The sequence below is a fragment of the Ancylobacter moscoviensis genome, from assembly GCF_007559435.1.
GTDB lineage: Bacteria > Pseudomonadota > Alphaproteobacteria > Rhizobiales > Xanthobacteraceae > Ancylobacter > Ancylobacter moscoviensis.
Window position 1 is genome coordinate 730,744 of record NZ_VMBP01000002.1, and the last position, 14,414, is coordinate 745,157.

Below are 14,414 nucleotides of genomic sequence, written 5' to 3' on the forward strand. Positions count from 1 at the left end.
GTCGGCTCCCGCAAGGGAGTAGAGGAGGGGGCGCGATCCAAACCGCAACAATGCGAGAAGGACCTGCGCATGAGCAAGCGCGTTTCGGCCAAGCACAAGCTTGACCGCCGTATGGGCGAGAACATCTGGGGCCGCCCGAAGAGCCCCATCAACAAGCGTGAGTACGGCCCCGGCCAGCACGGCCAGCGCCGCAAGGGCAAGCTCTCCGACTTCGGCGTGCAGCTGCGCGCCAAGCAGAAGCTCAAGGGCTACTACGCCTCGATCGGCGAGAAGCAGTTCTATTCGATCTATGTGGAAGCCGCGCGCCTCAAGGGCGACACCGGCGCCAACCTGATCGGCCTTCTGGAGCGCCGCCTCGACGCCGTCGTCTACCGCGCCAAGTTTGTTCCGACCGTGTTCGCCGCCCGCCAGTTCGTGAGCCATGGCCACATCAAGGTGAACGGCCGCCGCGTCAACGTCCCGTCCTACCAGGTGAAGGTCGGCGACGTGGTCGAGGTGAAGGACGCCTCCAAGCAGCTCGTGCTGGTTCTGGAAGCCGTTGCTTCGGGCGAGCGCGATGTGCCGGACTATCTCGAGGTCGACCACTCCAAGCTCACCGCGAAGTTCGCTCGCGTGCCCGAGCTCAACGAGGTGCCCTATCCGGTCGTGATGGAGCCGAACCTCGTGGTCGAGTTCTATTCGCGCTGATCCATCACCGGATCATCCGCTACGGAAAAGCCGCCCGCGAGGGCGGCTTTTTGTTGGGCTGTGCCGGAGCGGCGAGAGGGGCTGGGCGAGGCCGCGCAAAAGAAAAGCCGCCCGGAGGGCGGCTTTGTCGTCCCGGCCGGTGAACGCGCGTCCGCTCAGGCGGTGGCGCGGCCCATCACTACGACGCCCTTCTCTTCGAGCAGGGTCTGGAGCTCGCCGGACTGGTACATCTCGCGCACGATGTCGCAGCCGCCGACGAACTCGCCCTTCACGAAGACCTGCGGGATGGTCGGCCAGTTCGTGTATTCCTTGATGCCCTGACGGATCTCGTCGGAATCGAGGACGTTGATGCCCTTATAGTCGACGCCGAGCAGGTTGAAGATGTGCGCCACCTGCCCGGAGAAGCCGCACATGGGGAACTGCGGCGTGCCCTTCATGAAGACAACGACGTCGTTGCTCTTCACCTGGCTGTCGATGAAATCGTGAATGCTCATGGCATTGCCTTTCGCCCGTGGGGGCCTCGCGAGAGGTTGTGGCGACGTGAGCCGCCTTCAGTCCGGTACATTGGTCTGAAGCGCCAGGGCATGCAATATGCCGCCCATCTGGCCCTTCAGCGCCGCGTAGACCATCTGATGCTGCTGCACACGGCTCTTGCCGCGGAAGCTCTCGGAAACCACGGTCGCGGCATAGTGATTGCCGTCCCCGGCCAGATCACGAATCTCGACCGTCGCGTCCGGCAGCCCGTCCCTGATCAGCCGTTCGATCTCGGTCGCTTCCATCGCCATCGACTGTGTTCCCTCACATCACAGGCCCGCGCCCATATAGATGGGCAGCCAGGCTTCGTTACGCTCGCGCAGCGCGTCCACCACAATTGGGCGCTCGCCGGGGATATTCAACCGGTCGCCGCCCGTCGTGCCGAGCTTGGCGATCGTCACGCCGGCGAGTTCGGCGCGGCGCAGCAGCAGGGCCTTGGAGCCGCTTTCGACCGTGACGATGTAGCGGGCCTGATCCTCGCCGAACCAGAAGGCGTGCGGGTTGATCTCGGCCGGCGGGGCGACGAGGTTGGCGCCGATGCCGGAGGCCATCGCCATCTCGGAAAGCGCGACAAGCAGGCCGCCATCGGAGACGTCGTGCACCGCGGTGACGAGGCCTTCCTCGATGAGGGCGCGCACGAAGTCGCCGTTCTTGCGCTCCAGCGCGAGGTCGACCGGCGGCGGGGCGCCGTCCTCGCGGTCGAGAATCTCCGACAGGAAGGCGGACTGGCCGAGCCAGCCGCCGGTCTCACCGACGACGAAAACAATCTCGCCGCTCTCCTTGAAGTCGAGCGTCGCCATCTTCTCGATGTCGTCGAGCACGCCGACGCCGCCAATGGTCGGGGTCGGCAGGATGCCGCGGCCGTGGGTCTCGTTGTAGAGGCTGACATTGCCGGAGACGACCGGGAACTCCAGCTCGCGCGCCGCTTCGCCGATGCCGCGCAGGCAGCCGACGAGCTGGCCCATGATCTCGGGCTTCTCGGGATTGCCGAAGTTCAGGTTGTCGGTCAGCGCCAGCGGCTTGCCGCCGACGGCGGTGATGTTGCGCCACACCTCGGCCACCGCCTGCTTGCCGCCCTCGAACGGGTCGGCCTCGCAGTAGCGCGGGGTGACGTCGCAAGCCATGGCCAGCCCCTTGGGGCCGTCCTCGACGCGCACGACCGCCGCGTCGCCGCCGGGGCGCTGCACGGTGTTGTTGAGGATCAGGTGGTCGTACTGCTCCCAGATCCAGCGCTTGGAGGCGAAGTCGGGCGAGCCGATCAGCCGTTCCAGCGCACCGGGAATGGTGGCGGTGATGTCCAGCGAGGCGGGATCGATGCGCTGCTGCTTGGGAGTCTCGACCCACGGCCGGTCATAGAGCGGGGCTTCGTCGCCCAGCTCCTTGATCGGCAGGTCGGCCTTGACCTCGCCCTTGTGCCGCACGACGAAGCGCAGATTGTCGGTGGTGTGGCCGACGATCGCGAAGTCGAGGCCCCATTTGCGGAAGATCGCCTCGGCCTGTTCTTCCTTGCCCGGCGCGATGACCATGAGCATGCGCTCCTGGCTCTCGGAGAGCATCATCTCGTAGGCGCTCATGCCTTCTTCGCGGCAGGGCACATTGTCGAGGTCGAGCTCGATGCCGAGATCGCCCTTGGCGCCCATCTCGACCGCCGAGCAGGTCAGTCCCGCCGCGCCCATGTCCTGGATCGCGACCACGCAGCCCGCTTCCATGATCTCGAGGCAGGCTTCGAGCAGCAGCTTCTCGGCGAAGGGGTCGCCGACCTGCACGGTCGGGCGCTTCTCCTCGGCGCCGTCGCCGAACTCGGCGGAGGCCATGGTGGCGCCGTGGATGCCGTCGCGGCCGGTCTTGGAGCCGAGATAGACCACCGGCAGGCCGACGCCGGTCGCCTTGGCGTAGAAGATCTTGTCGGCGTCGGCGAGGCCGACCGCCATCGCGTTGACGAGGTTGTTGCCGTCATAGCGGGTGTGGAAGCCGACGAGCCCGCCCACCGTCGGCACGCCGAAGGAGTTGCCGTAGGAGCCGATGCCGCTGACCACGCCGGCCACCAGATGGCGGGTGCGCGGGTGCTTGGGATCGCCGAAGCGCAGCGCGTTCAGCGCCGCGATGGGGCGCGCGCCCATGGTGAACACGTCGCGCAGGATGCCGCCCACGCCCGTCGCCGCGCCCTGATGAGGCTCGATGTAGGACGGGTGGTTGTGGCTCTCCATCTTGAACACGGCAGCCTTGCCGTCACCGATGTCGATGACGCCGGCGTTCTCGCCCGGCCCCTGGATGACCCACGGCGCCTTGGTCGGCAGCCCCTTCAGGTGCAGGCGCGAGGACTTGTACGAGCAGTGCTCGTTCCACATGGCGGAAAAGATGCCGAGCTCGGTGAAGCTCGGCTCGCGGCCGATCAGCTTCAGGATGCGCTCATACTCGTCGGGCTTGAGGCCGTGGTCAGCGACGAGTTCCGGGGTGATCTTCGGTTCGGCGGAGGTCATGCGAAGGCCGTCATTCCGTTACGCGGGCGGGCAGGGGCGGGAGCAGGCACGCGGCTCAGGCCCGCTCCAGCGCTCCGACGATGCTCTCGAACAGGGCGCGCCCGTCGGTCGGGCCGACGAGCGGGTCGACATGGTTCTCGGGGTGCGGCATCAGGCCGAGGACGTTGAGCTTCTCGGAGACGATGCCGGCGATGGAGTTGGCGGCGCCGTTGAGCACCTGCGTGTCATCGCGCCGACCATCCGCCATCACGTAGCGGAAGACGACGCGGCCGTCGTCCTCCAGCCGCTTCAGCGTGTCGGCGTCGGCGGTGTAGTTGCCCTCGCCATGCGCCACCGGGTAGCGGACGACGGCACCCTTGGCGTAGCGCCGGGTGAAGGGGGTGTCGTTGCGCTCGACCTTCAGCAGCGCCTCGCGGCAGATGAAGCGCAGGCGGGCGTTGCGCACCAGCACGCCCGGAAGCAGTCCGCTCTCGCAGAGGATCTGGAAGCCGTTGCAGATGCCGAGCACCAGCCCGCCGCGCGCGGCGTGGGCCCGCACGGCGTCCATGATGGCGGCGCGCGCGGCGATGGCGCCGCAGCGCAGATAGTCGCCATAGGAGAAGCCGCCGGGCAGCACCACGAGATCGGTGCCGGCGGGCAGGGACGTATCGGCGTGCCAGACCAGCGTGGGCTTGACGCCCGTCACCAGTTCAAGGGCGCGCGCGACGTCGCCCTCGCGGTTGGAGCCGGGAAAGACGAGGACGGCGGATTTCATGGTCGTCAGCCCACGAACTCGATGCGGTAGGTCTCGATCACCGTATTGGCGAGCAGCTTCTCGCAGGCGTCCTTCAGCGTCGCCTCGGCCTTGGCCGCGTCGGTGGTATCCAGCTCGACGTCGAACACCTTGCCCTGCCGCACGCTGGCGACGCCCGGGACGCCGAGAGAGCGCAGGGCGCCCTCGATGGCCTTGCCCTGCGGATCGAGCACGGCGGACTTCAGGGTGACGAGGACGCGCGCCTTCATGGATTCACTCTCAAGGACGTTCTTGCGGAAAACAGAAACGGGGGCTTTCGGGCCCCCGCCTATCATCTGGCCGCGAACGGCTCAATGCTTGAGTGCGGAATGGCTGACCCGAGGACAACGCATCCACGGGTCTTGCCCCCTCACTCCTCGGGTTCGGATTTCACCAGAACCGGGCCGCCGCTCTGAAGGCGCTCGTTCTCGGACATGATGCCGAGACGGCGGGCGACTTCCGAGTAGGCCTCGACGAGGCCGCCCATGTCGCGGCGGAAACGGTCCTTGTCGAGCTTGTCGTTCGACTTGATGTCCCACAGGCGACAGGAATCCGGGCTGATCTCGTCAGCGACGACGATCCGCATCATGTCGTTTTCCCACAGGCGGCCGCATTCCATCTTGAAGTCGACGAGGCGGATGCCGACGCCGAGGAACAGGCCGGAGAGGAAGTCGTTCACGCGGATGGCCAGCGCGATGATGTCGTCGATTTCCTGCGTGGTCGCCCAGCCGAAGGCCGTGATGTGCTCTTCCGAGACCATCGGGTCGTTGAGCTGGTCGTTCTTGTAATAGAACTCGATGATCGACCGCGGGAGCTGGGTGCCTTCCTCGATACCGAGGCGGCTCGACAGCGAACCGGCGGCGACGTTGCGCACGACGACTTCGAGAGGAATGATCTCGACTTCGCGGATGAGCTGCTCGCGCATGTTCAGCCGCTTGATGAAATGCGTGGGGACGCCGATCTCGTTCAACTTCTGGAAGATGTATTCCGAGATGCGGTTGTTCAGCACGCCCTTGCCGTCGATGACATCGTGCTTCTTGTTGTTGAAGGCGGTGGCGTCGTCCTTGAAGTGCTGGATCAGCGTGCCTGGCTCAGGGCCCTCATAGAGGACCTTCGCCTTACCTTCATAAATGCGGCGGCGGCGGCTCATGGGTGGGTACCGTCGGTTGAGGAAGTCCATTAGGATGCCGGGGCTCCGGTTCCGGGTTCACGGCTAGGGCGCCGCACTTTTGCGCGATCCGCTCGCGCTTGACGATTCGTCTCGCATCGGCACCAGCGCCCACGCGCGGACACTAGCCCATCGGGGGGGCGGATACAAACGTGTCCACGTGCCCTTTACACGCATGGGCGCCATGTTCTCGCGTTATACGAGGGTGAGCGTCACATTGACGTAGGGGCCGTTGAGGCATGTCGACGGCGTTGATTTGGTGGCGGGGGCGCGATAATCAAGCCCGCCATTTACCAGGATACAGGGCGAGCAAATGAGCACGTTCGACGACCGCGAAGACGCGTTCGAAGCCAAATACGCCCACGATCAGAGCCTGCGCTTCAAGGCTCTGGCCCGCCGCAACAAGGCGCTCGGCCTCTGGGCGGCCGAGAAGCTCGGTCTCGCGGGCGCCGAGGCGGAGGCCTATGCCCGCTCGGTGGTCGAGGCCGACCTCGAGGAGGCCGGCGACGAGGACGTCTATCGCAAGCTGAAGACCGACTTCGACGCCAAGGGGCTCGACGTCTCCGAGCACCGCATCCGTCGCACGATGGAAGAGCTGCTCTCTGCGGCCATCGAGACGCTGAAGAAGGAAGGCTGAGCCTTCCGGATTTCGACGCCTCCGCAAGCGACCGAATCGGCTGCTTGCGGGGCCGTCAACCATGACGGTTGCAGCTTAGCAACCATTTTCCTCTTATTTTGTTGCGAACCGACCATAATCGCGGCATCCCTGAGCACCGTCGTACCCTCCGTGAGGGAAGGCGACGTCCGGGGAGGAGCCGATGCGGTTTACCACGTCCTTCGCGTTGGCTTCCGGCCTGATCGTCGGAGGCACGCTGAGCGCCGGCGCCTGGCCGGCGGTGACGACGACCAACACGAATCTGCGCGGCGGCCCGGGCGTTCACTACGGCGTGCTCGGCACGCTTCCCGCCGGTTCTGCCGTCGAGGTCGTGGCCTGCACGGGCAGTTGGTGTCAGACCCAATATGGCTATGTGAGCGCGCGGCTGCTGTCGCAGAGCGGCGGTTATGCGCCGGCGGCCGGCTATGCGGCTTCGAGCGGCTATGCGCCTGCCTACGCCAACAGCGGCACCAATTATCGCCTGCCGTACAATACGATGGCGACCCCTGCGGCGCCCGTCTACGCGCCGCCCGCTTCCAGTGTGACGGCCGGGGCGGCGGTTCTGGGCTATGGCGCGCCACCCGTCTCGACCCCGGCGCCCGTCGCGAACCGCGTCGTGGCCACCAATATGGGAGTGACGGGTGGAACGGCGGCGAACGGCGTCGATCCCGTCCATCCCGGTTCCAACACCACCATGGCCGGCCCCCGCACCACCATCGGCACGACCAATGTGCGCAGCGGTCCCGGTGTCGAGTACGACATCATCAAGACGCTGCCCGACTTCACCAAGGTGGAGGTGACGGGCTGCGCCAATAGCTGGTGCCAGACCAATGAGGGCTACATCAGCATCTATCTGCTGTCGCGTGGGCCGGTTCAGCAGGTGCTGAGCGCGCAGGCGCAGCCGCGCGTGCCGGGCTCGCAGACGCGCGACTCCCTCGCGTGGAATGCTGCCACCCAGGCCGCCATGGGCTATGGAGCGCCCGGCGCCGCGGTGCAGGGCTACGCCGCGCCGGCGGGCGTCGGCACCTACCCGTCGGCCGGTGCCTCCGCTCTCGGTTATGCCCCCGCCCGGACCTATCCGGCGCCGGGCCGTGCCTATGCGCCGTCCAACGTTGCCGGAGCCTATGCGGCGACTGGTACGGCGACGACCCGAACCAATGTCAATGTGCGCAGCGGTCCGGGCGTGCGTTACGCCCTGCTCGGTACGCTGCCGGCCGGCTCGCCCGTGAATGTGGTCGGCTGCACCGGAAGCTGGTGCCAGACGCAATACGGCTATGTCAGCGCTCGCCATATCAACCAGGGCGGCTACGGCTACACGCAGCCGGCGTATCCGGCCGCCTATCGCGCCGCGCCGACGGCGCGCGGCTACTACCCGGTCGGCACCAATATCGGCACCGTTCCCGTCGCCCCCGTGCAGGCACCGCGCTATCTCGGGGCACCCGGCGCCGCGCTGAATCCGGCGCCGACCGCGCCCGGCTTCGCCACCTCGGGTGCCTATACGGCGACCACTTCCACGGACGTCAACGTCCGCAGCGGTCCCGGCACTGGCTATCAGGTGCTTGGCGCCCTGCCGGCCGGCGCGCCGGTCAGCGTGGTCGGGTGCTCGGGAAGCTGGTGCGAGACCCAGTACGGCTATGTCAGCGCGCGCTATCTCTCTTCCGGGCGTACCGATGCGGGAAGCCTTCTGGCGCGCCCGGCCGTGGTCTCGGGCGCCGAATATTCGAGCGCGGATTATGTCGATCCGGCGATGCTCGCCGCGTCGCCGTCCTATGCGCCCGCGTCGTCCTATGACGACCTCGGCTATGTCGAACCGGTCTATCCGCAGGGTGGTTACGTGACGGCGGCGAGCCTGCCGGTGCAGGACACCCTGGGCGGGCTCGACAGCTCATTGGGCGGGTACGGCCGCGGCATCGGCTGGACCAACTGGCGCACGAGCTGGGGCCCCGGCTACTGGGGGCCTGCCCTGTCTGGTCGCAACATGACCTCCAACTGGGGTGCGCGTCCGAGCTATTGGGGCGGCCGCACCAGCTTCTGGAACATTCATCCCGGCTATCCGACGCGGGCACGCTTCGGAGATCGCCGGGGCAATATGTACTGGTCGAAGCGCGGCGAGGGCCGGCTGCCGCAGTCGGCGGCCTGGTATCTCGGCATGGGGCCACGCTGGCAGGGACCTTACGCAGAGGGGCCGGAATACCGCGGACGCCCGGTCGTGTGGCGGCCGCGTGCCGGCATTTGGTGAGGTTGCTCCCTCAGAACCGCATTACATAGGTAATGCAACCAATTCCGTCGGACGGGGTTGCTATCGACGATGACCGGAACTCCGCGCATGCCGCGAGGGGCCGCGCGCGGCGCGTACCTCGAGGGAGGACAAAATGAGTCTTGTGAAGTCGTTGGCGTTGGCGGCCGGTTTGCTGGTCGCGGGCAGCGTCATGAGTGCGGCCTCGGCGGCCGTGGTGACCGGCAATGTGAATGTGCGCAGCGGTCCCGGAACGAACTATCGGGTCATCGGCTCGCTGCCGGCGGGTGCCCGCGTGGATGTGGGCGGCTGCCGCGGCAACTGGTGCCGCGTGGCCGGTGGCTGGGTCAGCGCCAGCTTCCTGTCGGGCGGGGGCACCAGTGTGGTGGTCAGCCCCGATTATTCGGGGGTGGACGATGTGGCCCTCGGCGTCGGAGCCTTCGCTCTCGGCGCGGCGGTCGGCTCGGCCTGGGACGGCGGCTGGGGCTATTACGGCCCGGGCTGGGGCTACGGCGGCCCGTGGTGGGGGCCGCGCTACGGCTATTGGCGTGGCGGTCCCGGCTGGCGCGGCCCAGCCTACTGGCGTGGGCGGCCGGCCTATTGGCGCGGCGCTCCCGGCTGGCGTGGTCGCCCGGCGTATTGGCGCGGCGCTCCGGGCTGGCGCGGCGCGCCGGCGTGGCGCGGCCGTCCGGCCTACTGGGGCGGTCGTCCCGCCTTCCGCGGCGCTCCGGCCTTCCGTGGCCGCCCGGTCTATATGCGGGGCGGTGGGATGGGCTTCGGCCGGGGCTTTGGCGGTCGCGGCTTCCGCTGAGCCCTGACGACGGGCGCGGCCGGAGTTCAGCTCCGGCCGAACACCCGCTTGAAGATCGTATCGACGTGCTTGAGGTGATAGCCGAGGTCGAACTTCTCGGCGATCTCCTCGGCCGTCAGGTACTTGCGGACTTCGGCATCGTTGGTCAGCAGCGTCTGGAAATCGCCCTCGCCACGCCAGACCGGCATGGCGTTGCGCTGCACCAACCGATAGGCGTCCTCGCGGGAGGCGCCCTTCTGGGTGAGGGCCAGCAGCACGCGCTGGGAATGGACCAGACCGCCGAGGCGGTCCAGGTTCTTCTGCATGTTCTCGGGATAGATGACGAGCTTCTCGACGACGCCGGCGAGGCGCGCCAGCGCGAAGTCGAGCGTCACCGTCGCGTCGGGGCCGATCATCCGCTCCACCGAGGAGTGCGAGATGTCTCGCTCGTGCCAGAGCGCGACGTTTTCCAGAGCGGGGGTCACCATGCCGCGCACGAGGCGGGCGAGGCCGGTGATGTTTTCGGTCAGCACCGGGTTGCGCTTGTGCGGCATGGCCGAGGAGCCCTTCTGGCCGGCGGAGAAGAACTCCTCCGCCTCCAGCACCTCGGTACGCTGCAGGTGGCGGATCTCCACCGCGACGCGCTCCATGGAGGAGGCGACCACGCCGAGCGCGGCGAAATAGGCGGCGTGCCGGTCGCGCGGGATGACCTGCGTGGACACCGGCTCCACCGCGAGGCCCATCTTCTCGGCAACGTATTCCTCAACCCGCGGGTCGATCTGCGCGAAGGTGCCGACCGCGCCGGAAATGACGCAGGTCGCCACCTCGTGGCGCGCGGCGACGAGGCGAGCGCGGTTGCGCTGGAACTCGGCATGCGCCTGGGCGAGCTTGAGTCCGAAGGTGGTCGGCTCGGCATGAATGCCGTGCGAGCGTCCGATGGTCGGCGTCAGCTTGTGCTCGAAGGCACGTGCCTCCAGCGCGGCGAGCAGCCGGTCGACATCCTTGATCAGCAGGTCGGCGGCACGCACGAGTTGCACCGACAGACAAGTATCGAGCACATCGGACGACGTCATGCCCTGATGGACGAAGCGCGCCTCGGGACCGACGATCTCCGCGAGATGGGTCAGGAAGGCGATGACGTCGTGCTTCACCTCCGCCTCGATCTCGTCGATGCGGGCGACGTCGAAGGTCGCGTCCTTTGCCTTTTCCCAGACCTTCGCGGCAGCCTCCTTCGGCACGACGCCGAGTTCGGCCAGAGCATCGGTGGCGTGCGCCTCGATCTCGAACCAGATGCGGAAGCGGGTCTGCGGCTCCCAGATGGAAGCCATTTCGGGACGGGTATAGCGCGGGATCACGGGCGGCCCTTCGGGAAAGACGGGGATGGCGTCGTTGCCGGGCGCTCTAGCAGGGCGGGGCCGGCGACGCAACCGACGGCTTTTGCCTCGCTCATACAATCAATGCGTGTATAACTAATCATGAACAACTGGTGGGAATTGGTTCATGTCGTTTTCTGTGCGTAACCACACATTGGAGCTTAACGGGGATGCGGTCGAGTTCGTGCCGACGACCAATCAGGGAGGGGCCTTCCGTCCGCAGTATCTGGTGCTGCATTACACGGCCGGCATGACCGGCGCCGGCGCCGTGGCATGGCTGGCGCAGCCGGCGTCGCAGGCCTCGGCGCATCTCGTGATCGACCGCAACGGCAACGTCACCCAGATGGTCCGCTTCAACCGCATCGCCTGGCATGCCGGCCGTTCGGAATGGGCCGGGCTGGAAGGTATGAACCGCCATTCCATCGGCATCGAGCTGGTGAACGCGGGCAGGCTGATAAAGGTCGGGGACACCTGGCAGAACTGGGCCGGCAACGTCATCCCGGCCGATCAGGTGGTGGAGGCCCCCCACAAGCACGGGAATGTCGTAGCCGGCTGGCACGCCTATCCGGCCGCCCAGATCAAGGTGGCGCTGGAAGTGGCGCTCGCGCTTCACAGCGCCTATGGCTTCTACGACGTCGTCGGCCACGAGGACGTGTCGCGGGGCCGGCGGGTCGATCCCGGTCCGGCCTTTCCGATGCTCAGCTTCGCGGCAAGAGTGCTGGGCCGCGGCGACTAGCCGGCGTTCGGCTCACACCAGCGCGCCGCGTTCACGCAGCGCGGCGTCGCGGATGGCGGCGATGTTGCCGGCATACGCTCCGGCGCCGCCCTTGAACACGGCCGAGCCGGCCACCAGCGCGTTGGCGCCGGCCGCGATGCAGGCGCTCGCGGTGTCCCTGGTCACGCCGCCGTCGATCTCGATATGGATGGGGCGCTCGCCGATCATCGCCGAGAGCTGGTGCACCTTGTCCATCACCGAGGGAATGAAGGCCTGACCGCCGAAGCCGGGGTTCACGGTCATCACGATGATCACGTCGACGAGGTCGAGCACGTGCTCGACGGCGTTGGCGGGGGTCGCCGGGTTGATGGCGATGCCGGCCTTCTTGCCGAGCGCACGGATGGCCTGCAGCGAGCGGTGCAGATGCGGGCCGGCCTCGGCGTGGACGGTGATGTGATCCGCGCCGGCCTTCGCGAAGGCCTCCAGATAGGGATCGGCCGGCGCGATCATCAGATGCACGTCGAACGGCTTGGAGGTCAGCGGGCGGATCGCCTTCACCACGTCCGGACCGAAGGAGATGTTGGGCACGAAATGCCCGTCCATCACGTCGATATGGATCCAGTCCGCCCCGGCCGCGTCGACCGCGCGCACTTCCTCGCCGAAGCGGGCGAAGTCGCAGGCGAGGATGGAGGGGGCGATGATCAGCGGGCGGGTGGTCATGGATCGAGGCTCCGGCTGTTTGCCGGGGGCGTAGCACCAAGGGACCGGGGCGGCAATGCCGTCCCGGCCGTCCATTGGTGTCAAAGCCCGCAGGTGGCGCTCAGCGTGCCGGGCGAAACCGGCGTGCCGCCGATCGAGAAGACCTCGCCGCCGGTCTGGATCAGTTCCGTTCCCGACCACGCACCGGCATCGGCGCTGCATCGCGCCGGCACGTCCGTCACGGCGATGTCGCCCGAGATGTCCTGGATCGGACCCGAGACATAGACCGCCGAGGCGCCGCTGCGCGCGACCGCCACATCGGTGAAGCTGATGCCGGTGACGGGGCCGCCCGAGAAGCCCCAGGCGTCGCCGTAGAAATAGACGCCGTAGCTGCCGGGATCGACAATGGTGACGTTCTCGAAGCGGATGTCGCTCGACGGATTGATGAAGATGCCGGCGCGATAGGTGGATTCGATCCACGCATTCGACACCGAGATGTCGGTCGTCTCACCCGGGAGGTTGAAGGACGAGGCGAACATCAGCCCGTTGATACCGCCCTTCAGCGTCAGATCGTCCAGCATCGCGTGCGCCGTCTTCTGCAGCACGATCAGGTCCATCGAGCGCTCCATGGCGGAGTTGTCGATGGTGACGGAGCGCAACGCCGCGTCCTCGACGCCGACCATGAGGATGCCCTCGCGGCGGCTGTTGGTGATCGACAGGTTGTCGATGACAATGTCGCGGCTCTGGCCGGTGACGACGTTCTCCCAGTCGATCTCCTCGTACTGGCTGCCGACGAAGAGGCCGTAGGTGACGTTTTCCATCGTCACGCCGCTGACCCGCAGGTCTTTGACCGCGAGTGCCGCGATGCCGGCGTTATGGACGACGTTCGGGTCGAAGATCGACCATTCGCAGGCGGTATTGTCCTCGCAGGGCGCGAGGTCGTGAATGCGGGTGGCGCGGATGAGCGCGCCCGAGACGTCCGTCAGCGCAATGCCGTGGCTGCTGGCATCGGCAATGTCGAGATCGCGCATGATGATGTCGTCCACGCCTTCCGCCACGACGCCGGAGCGTCCGCCGCGAACGGCGAGGGAGGCGACGGCGCTCCGGTCGCCGGCCAGCGCCACGACATCGGCGAGCGGATCGCTGCCGGTGATGGTCGCCGCCGGAAGGCTGTTGCGGAAGACTGCCGTGCCGCCGCTCAGCGCGCCGCGAACCGTGAGCGCGCCTCCACCGCCCAGCAGGAACTGGCCGGCGCCGAGCGAGACGACGGAATCGACATCGATGGCGCCGGAGGCCAGCACGAGCGCGCCGTTGCCGGCATTCTCCAGACGCTCGTTGATGGCGGATGCGGTGTCGCCCGATCCGATGTTGACGACCCGGCCCGCCGCCTGTCCGGTTTCCGTGTAGATCGCGGTCTCGGCCTTGCCGGTGGCGCCGGCGAGGGTGCGGATCGCGTCCTGCCGGTCGACGCGGCGGTAGAGCGGGTCGTAGGGAGCCTGGCCGGAAGTGTCGCCCAGCGGAACGCGCAGGCGCGCGAGGAAGATGCCTTGCGTGTCTCGCTGGTCGTCATGGGTCAGGCCGGCGATGAGCGTGAAGCGCGAGCCGTTGCCGAAGGCGGGAAGGCCGGCGCGCGACAGCTCGATGCGGGCGGATACGCCCGGTACGTCTTCGAGATCGTCGCCGGTGTAGTAGTAGCCGCCGGCGAAGAGCTTGATCTGGGTGAGGTCGTCCGGCGAGAGGAAGGGCAGGCGATAGCCGATCTCGGCATCGAACCCGTCCATGGCGGTTTCCTCGCCGGCCCGGAAGACGAGGCGGTTGGCCTCGATCAGCGCGGCATTTGCGATGGCCAGCGAGCTTTCGATGTCGCCCACCGGCAGGTAGGCATTGGCGCGGATCTCCCAATCCTGGCTGAGGGCTTCGAGGCCGACGCCGATCTGGGTGAAGCTGTTGTCATACTGGCTGTTCAGATAGTCAAAATAGCCATTGATCCCGTAGACCCAGCCATTGTCGTGGCGGAAGCGGTAGCCGATGCCGAGCGAGCCCTGCTCGATTTCCTGCTCGCTGCCGAAGCTGGCGCGAGCGTCGAGGAACAGTAGGCGGTTCCCGTCACCCGTCATCGGCAGGAACAGGTCGAAGCTGCCGAAGGCTTCGTCTCCAACCGTGCCCAGCGTGGCTTCCAGCGAGGCGGGGGCGCCTCCCGGCGGTTCGGCCATCGCCGGCAGGCTCACCGCGGTCGCGAGGAGCGCGGGAATAACGGCGCGTCTCATGTGCACTCTCCTGGGGAAGGTTTCGGAGGGTTTCCGAA

The 14,414-nt window shown here is 67.3% G+C and carries 14 protein-coding genes; 5 read left to right on the forward strand and 9 right to left on the reverse strand.

Features of this window, described 5'->3' with window-relative positions; all coding sequences use genetic code 11:
* Positions 1 to 69 precede the first annotated feature (69 nt).
* Positions 70 to 687, forward strand: coding sequence for a 30S ribosomal protein S4 (gene rpsD, locus FO470_RS09520; protein ID WP_144342681.1), 618 nt, complete (start codon positions 70 to 72; stop codon positions 685 to 687).
* 155 nt (positions 688 to 842) lie between these two features.
* Here the strand turns inward: rpsD and grxD are convergent, their stop codons facing one another.
* The 6 genes from grxD to purC form a co-directional block, all read right to left on the reverse strand.
* Positions 843 to 1,181 (reverse strand): Grx4 family monothiol glutaredoxin, encoded by a 339-nt coding sequence (gene grxD / locus FO470_RS09525; RefSeq protein WP_144342682.1) that lies wholly within the window; start codon positions 1,179 to 1,181, stop codon positions 843 to 845.
* A 57-nt stretch (positions 1,182 to 1,238) separates the two neighbouring features.
* On the reverse strand, positions 1,239 to 1,472 hold the full coding sequence (locus tag FO470_RS09530) for a BolA family protein (protein WP_144342683.1): 234 nt from the start codon (positions 1,470 to 1,472) through the stop codon (positions 1,239 to 1,241).
* Between the two features lie 18 nt (positions 1,473 to 1,490).
* Positions 1,491 to 3,701 (reverse strand): phosphoribosylformylglycinamidine synthase subunit PurL, encoded by a 2,211-nt coding sequence (purL, locus tag FO470_RS09535; protein WP_144342684.1) that lies wholly within the window; start codon positions 3,699 to 3,701, stop codon positions 1,491 to 1,493.
* A gap of 55 nt (positions 3,702 to 3,756) precedes the next feature.
* Positions 3,757 to 4,455, reverse strand: a complete 699-nt coding sequence (gene purQ, locus FO470_RS09540; RefSeq protein ID WP_144342685.1) for a phosphoribosylformylglycinamidine synthase subunit PurQ — start codon at positions 4,453 to 4,455, stop codon at positions 3,757 to 3,759.
* Between the two features lie 5 nt (positions 4,456 to 4,460).
* Positions 4,461 to 4,703: a phosphoribosylformylglycinamidine synthase subunit PurS gene (gene purS, locus FO470_RS09545; protein WP_144342686.1), complete on the reverse strand. Its 243-nt coding sequence runs from the start codon at positions 4,701 to 4,703 to the stop codon at positions 4,461 to 4,463.
* A gap of 140 nt (positions 4,704 to 4,843) precedes the next feature.
* Positions 4,844 to 5,653, reverse strand: a complete 810-nt coding sequence (gene purC / locus FO470_RS09550; RefSeq protein ID WP_144342687.1) for a phosphoribosylaminoimidazolesuccinocarboxamide synthase — start codon at positions 5,651 to 5,653, stop codon at positions 4,844 to 4,846.
* Positions 5,654 to 5,954: 301 nt separating this feature from the next.
* On the opposite strand from purC, the gene FO470_RS09555 reads away from it, so the two are divergent.
* From FO470_RS09555 to FO470_RS09575, 3 genes are all read left to right on the forward strand, one after another.
* Positions 5,955 to 6,278: a DUF1476 domain-containing protein gene (locus FO470_RS09555; RefSeq protein ID WP_144342688.1), complete on the forward strand. Its 324-nt coding sequence runs from the start codon at positions 5,955 to 5,957 to the stop codon at positions 6,276 to 6,278.
* Positions 6,279 to 6,459: 181 nt separating this feature from the next.
* Entirely contained in the window at positions 6,460 to 8,535 is a 2,076-nt protein-coding gene (locus tag FO470_RS19850) for an SH3 domain-containing protein (RefSeq protein WP_246659534.1), read from the forward strand.
* A gap of 133 nt (positions 8,536 to 8,668) precedes the next feature.
* Positions 8,669 to 9,343, forward strand: coding sequence for an SH3 domain-containing protein (locus FO470_RS09575; protein ID WP_144342689.1), 675 nt, complete (start codon positions 8,669 to 8,671; stop codon positions 9,341 to 9,343).
* 26 nt (positions 9,344 to 9,369) lie between these two features.
* Here FO470_RS09575 and purB read toward each other — a convergent pair whose 3' ends face one another.
* On the reverse strand, positions 9,370 to 10,677 hold the full coding sequence (purB, locus tag FO470_RS09580) for an adenylosuccinate lyase (protein ID WP_144342690.1): 1,308 nt from the start codon (positions 10,675 to 10,677) through the stop codon (positions 9,370 to 9,372).
* Positions 10,678 to 10,822: 145 nt separating this feature from the next.
* On the opposite strand from purB, the gene FO470_RS09585 reads away from it, so the two are divergent.
* On the forward strand, positions 10,823 to 11,431 hold the full coding sequence (locus FO470_RS09585) for an N-acetylmuramoyl-L-alanine amidase (RefSeq protein ID WP_144342691.1): 609 nt from the start codon (positions 10,823 to 10,825) through the stop codon (positions 11,429 to 11,431).
* A gap of 12 nt (positions 11,432 to 11,443) precedes the next feature.
* Here the strand turns inward: FO470_RS09585 and rpe are convergent, their stop codons facing one another.
* On the reverse strand, positions 11,444 to 12,130 hold the full coding sequence (gene rpe / locus FO470_RS09590) for a ribulose-phosphate 3-epimerase (RefSeq protein ID WP_144342692.1): 687 nt from the start codon (positions 12,128 to 12,130) through the stop codon (positions 11,444 to 11,446).
* A gap of 80 nt (positions 12,131 to 12,210) precedes the next feature.
* Positions 12,211 to 14,376, reverse strand: a complete 2,166-nt coding sequence (locus FO470_RS09595) for an inverse autotransporter beta domain-containing protein (protein ID WP_144342693.1) — start codon at positions 14,374 to 14,376, stop codon at positions 12,211 to 12,213.
* Between the last annotated feature and the right edge of the window lie 38 nt (positions 14,377 to 14,414).

What these genes read in the sequence shown, in the direction of transcription:
- rpe (WP_144342692.1), bottom strand. Translation starts at nt 12,130, where the DNA reads ATGACCACCCGCCCGCTGATCATCGCCCCCTCCATCCTCGCCTGCGAC.
- FO470_RS09530 (WP_144342683.1), bottom strand. Translation starts at nt 1,472, where the DNA reads ATGGCGATGGAAGCGACCGAGATCGAACGGCTGATCAGGGACGGGCTG.
- FO470_RS09555 (WP_144342688.1), top strand. Translation starts at nt 5,955, where the DNA reads ATGAGCACGTTCGACGACCGCGAAGACGCGTTCGAAGCCAAATACGCC.
- FO470_RS19850 (WP_246659534.1), top strand. Translation starts at nt 6,460, where the DNA reads ATGCGGTTTACCACGTCCTTCGCGTTGGCTTCCGGCCTGATCGTCGGA.
- FO470_RS09585 (WP_144342691.1), top strand. Translation starts at nt 10,823, where the DNA reads ATGTCGTTTTCTGTGCGTAACCACACATTGGAGCTTAACGGGGATGCG.
- purC (WP_144342687.1), bottom strand. Translation starts at nt 5,653, where the DNA reads ATGGACTTCCTCAACCGACGGTACCCACCCATGAGCCGCCGCCGCCGC.
- purQ (WP_144342685.1), bottom strand. Translation starts at nt 4,455, where the DNA reads ATGAAATCCGCCGTCCTCGTCTTTCCCGGCTCCAACCGCGAGGGCGAC.
- FO470_RS09575 (WP_144342689.1), top strand. Translation starts at nt 8,669, where the DNA reads ATGAGTCTTGTGAAGTCGTTGGCGTTGGCGGCCGGTTTGCTGGTCGCG.
- purL (WP_144342684.1), bottom strand. Translation starts at nt 3,701, where the DNA reads ATGACCTCCGCCGAACCGAAGATCACCCCGGAACTCGTCGCTGACCAC.
- FO470_RS09595 (WP_144342693.1), bottom strand. Translation starts at nt 14,376, where the DNA reads ATGAGACGCGCCGTTATTCCCGCGCTCCTCGCGACCGCGGTGAGCCTG.
- rpsD (WP_144342681.1), top strand. Translation starts at nt 70, where the DNA reads ATGAGCAAGCGCGTTTCGGCCAAGCACAAGCTTGACCGCCGTATGGGC.
- grxD (WP_144342682.1), bottom strand. Translation starts at nt 1,181, where the DNA reads ATGAGCATTCACGATTTCATCGACAGCCAGGTGAAGAGCAACGACGTC.
- purS (WP_144342686.1), bottom strand. Translation starts at nt 4,703, where the DNA reads ATGAAGGCGCGCGTCCTCGTCACCCTGAAGTCCGCCGTGCTCGATCCG.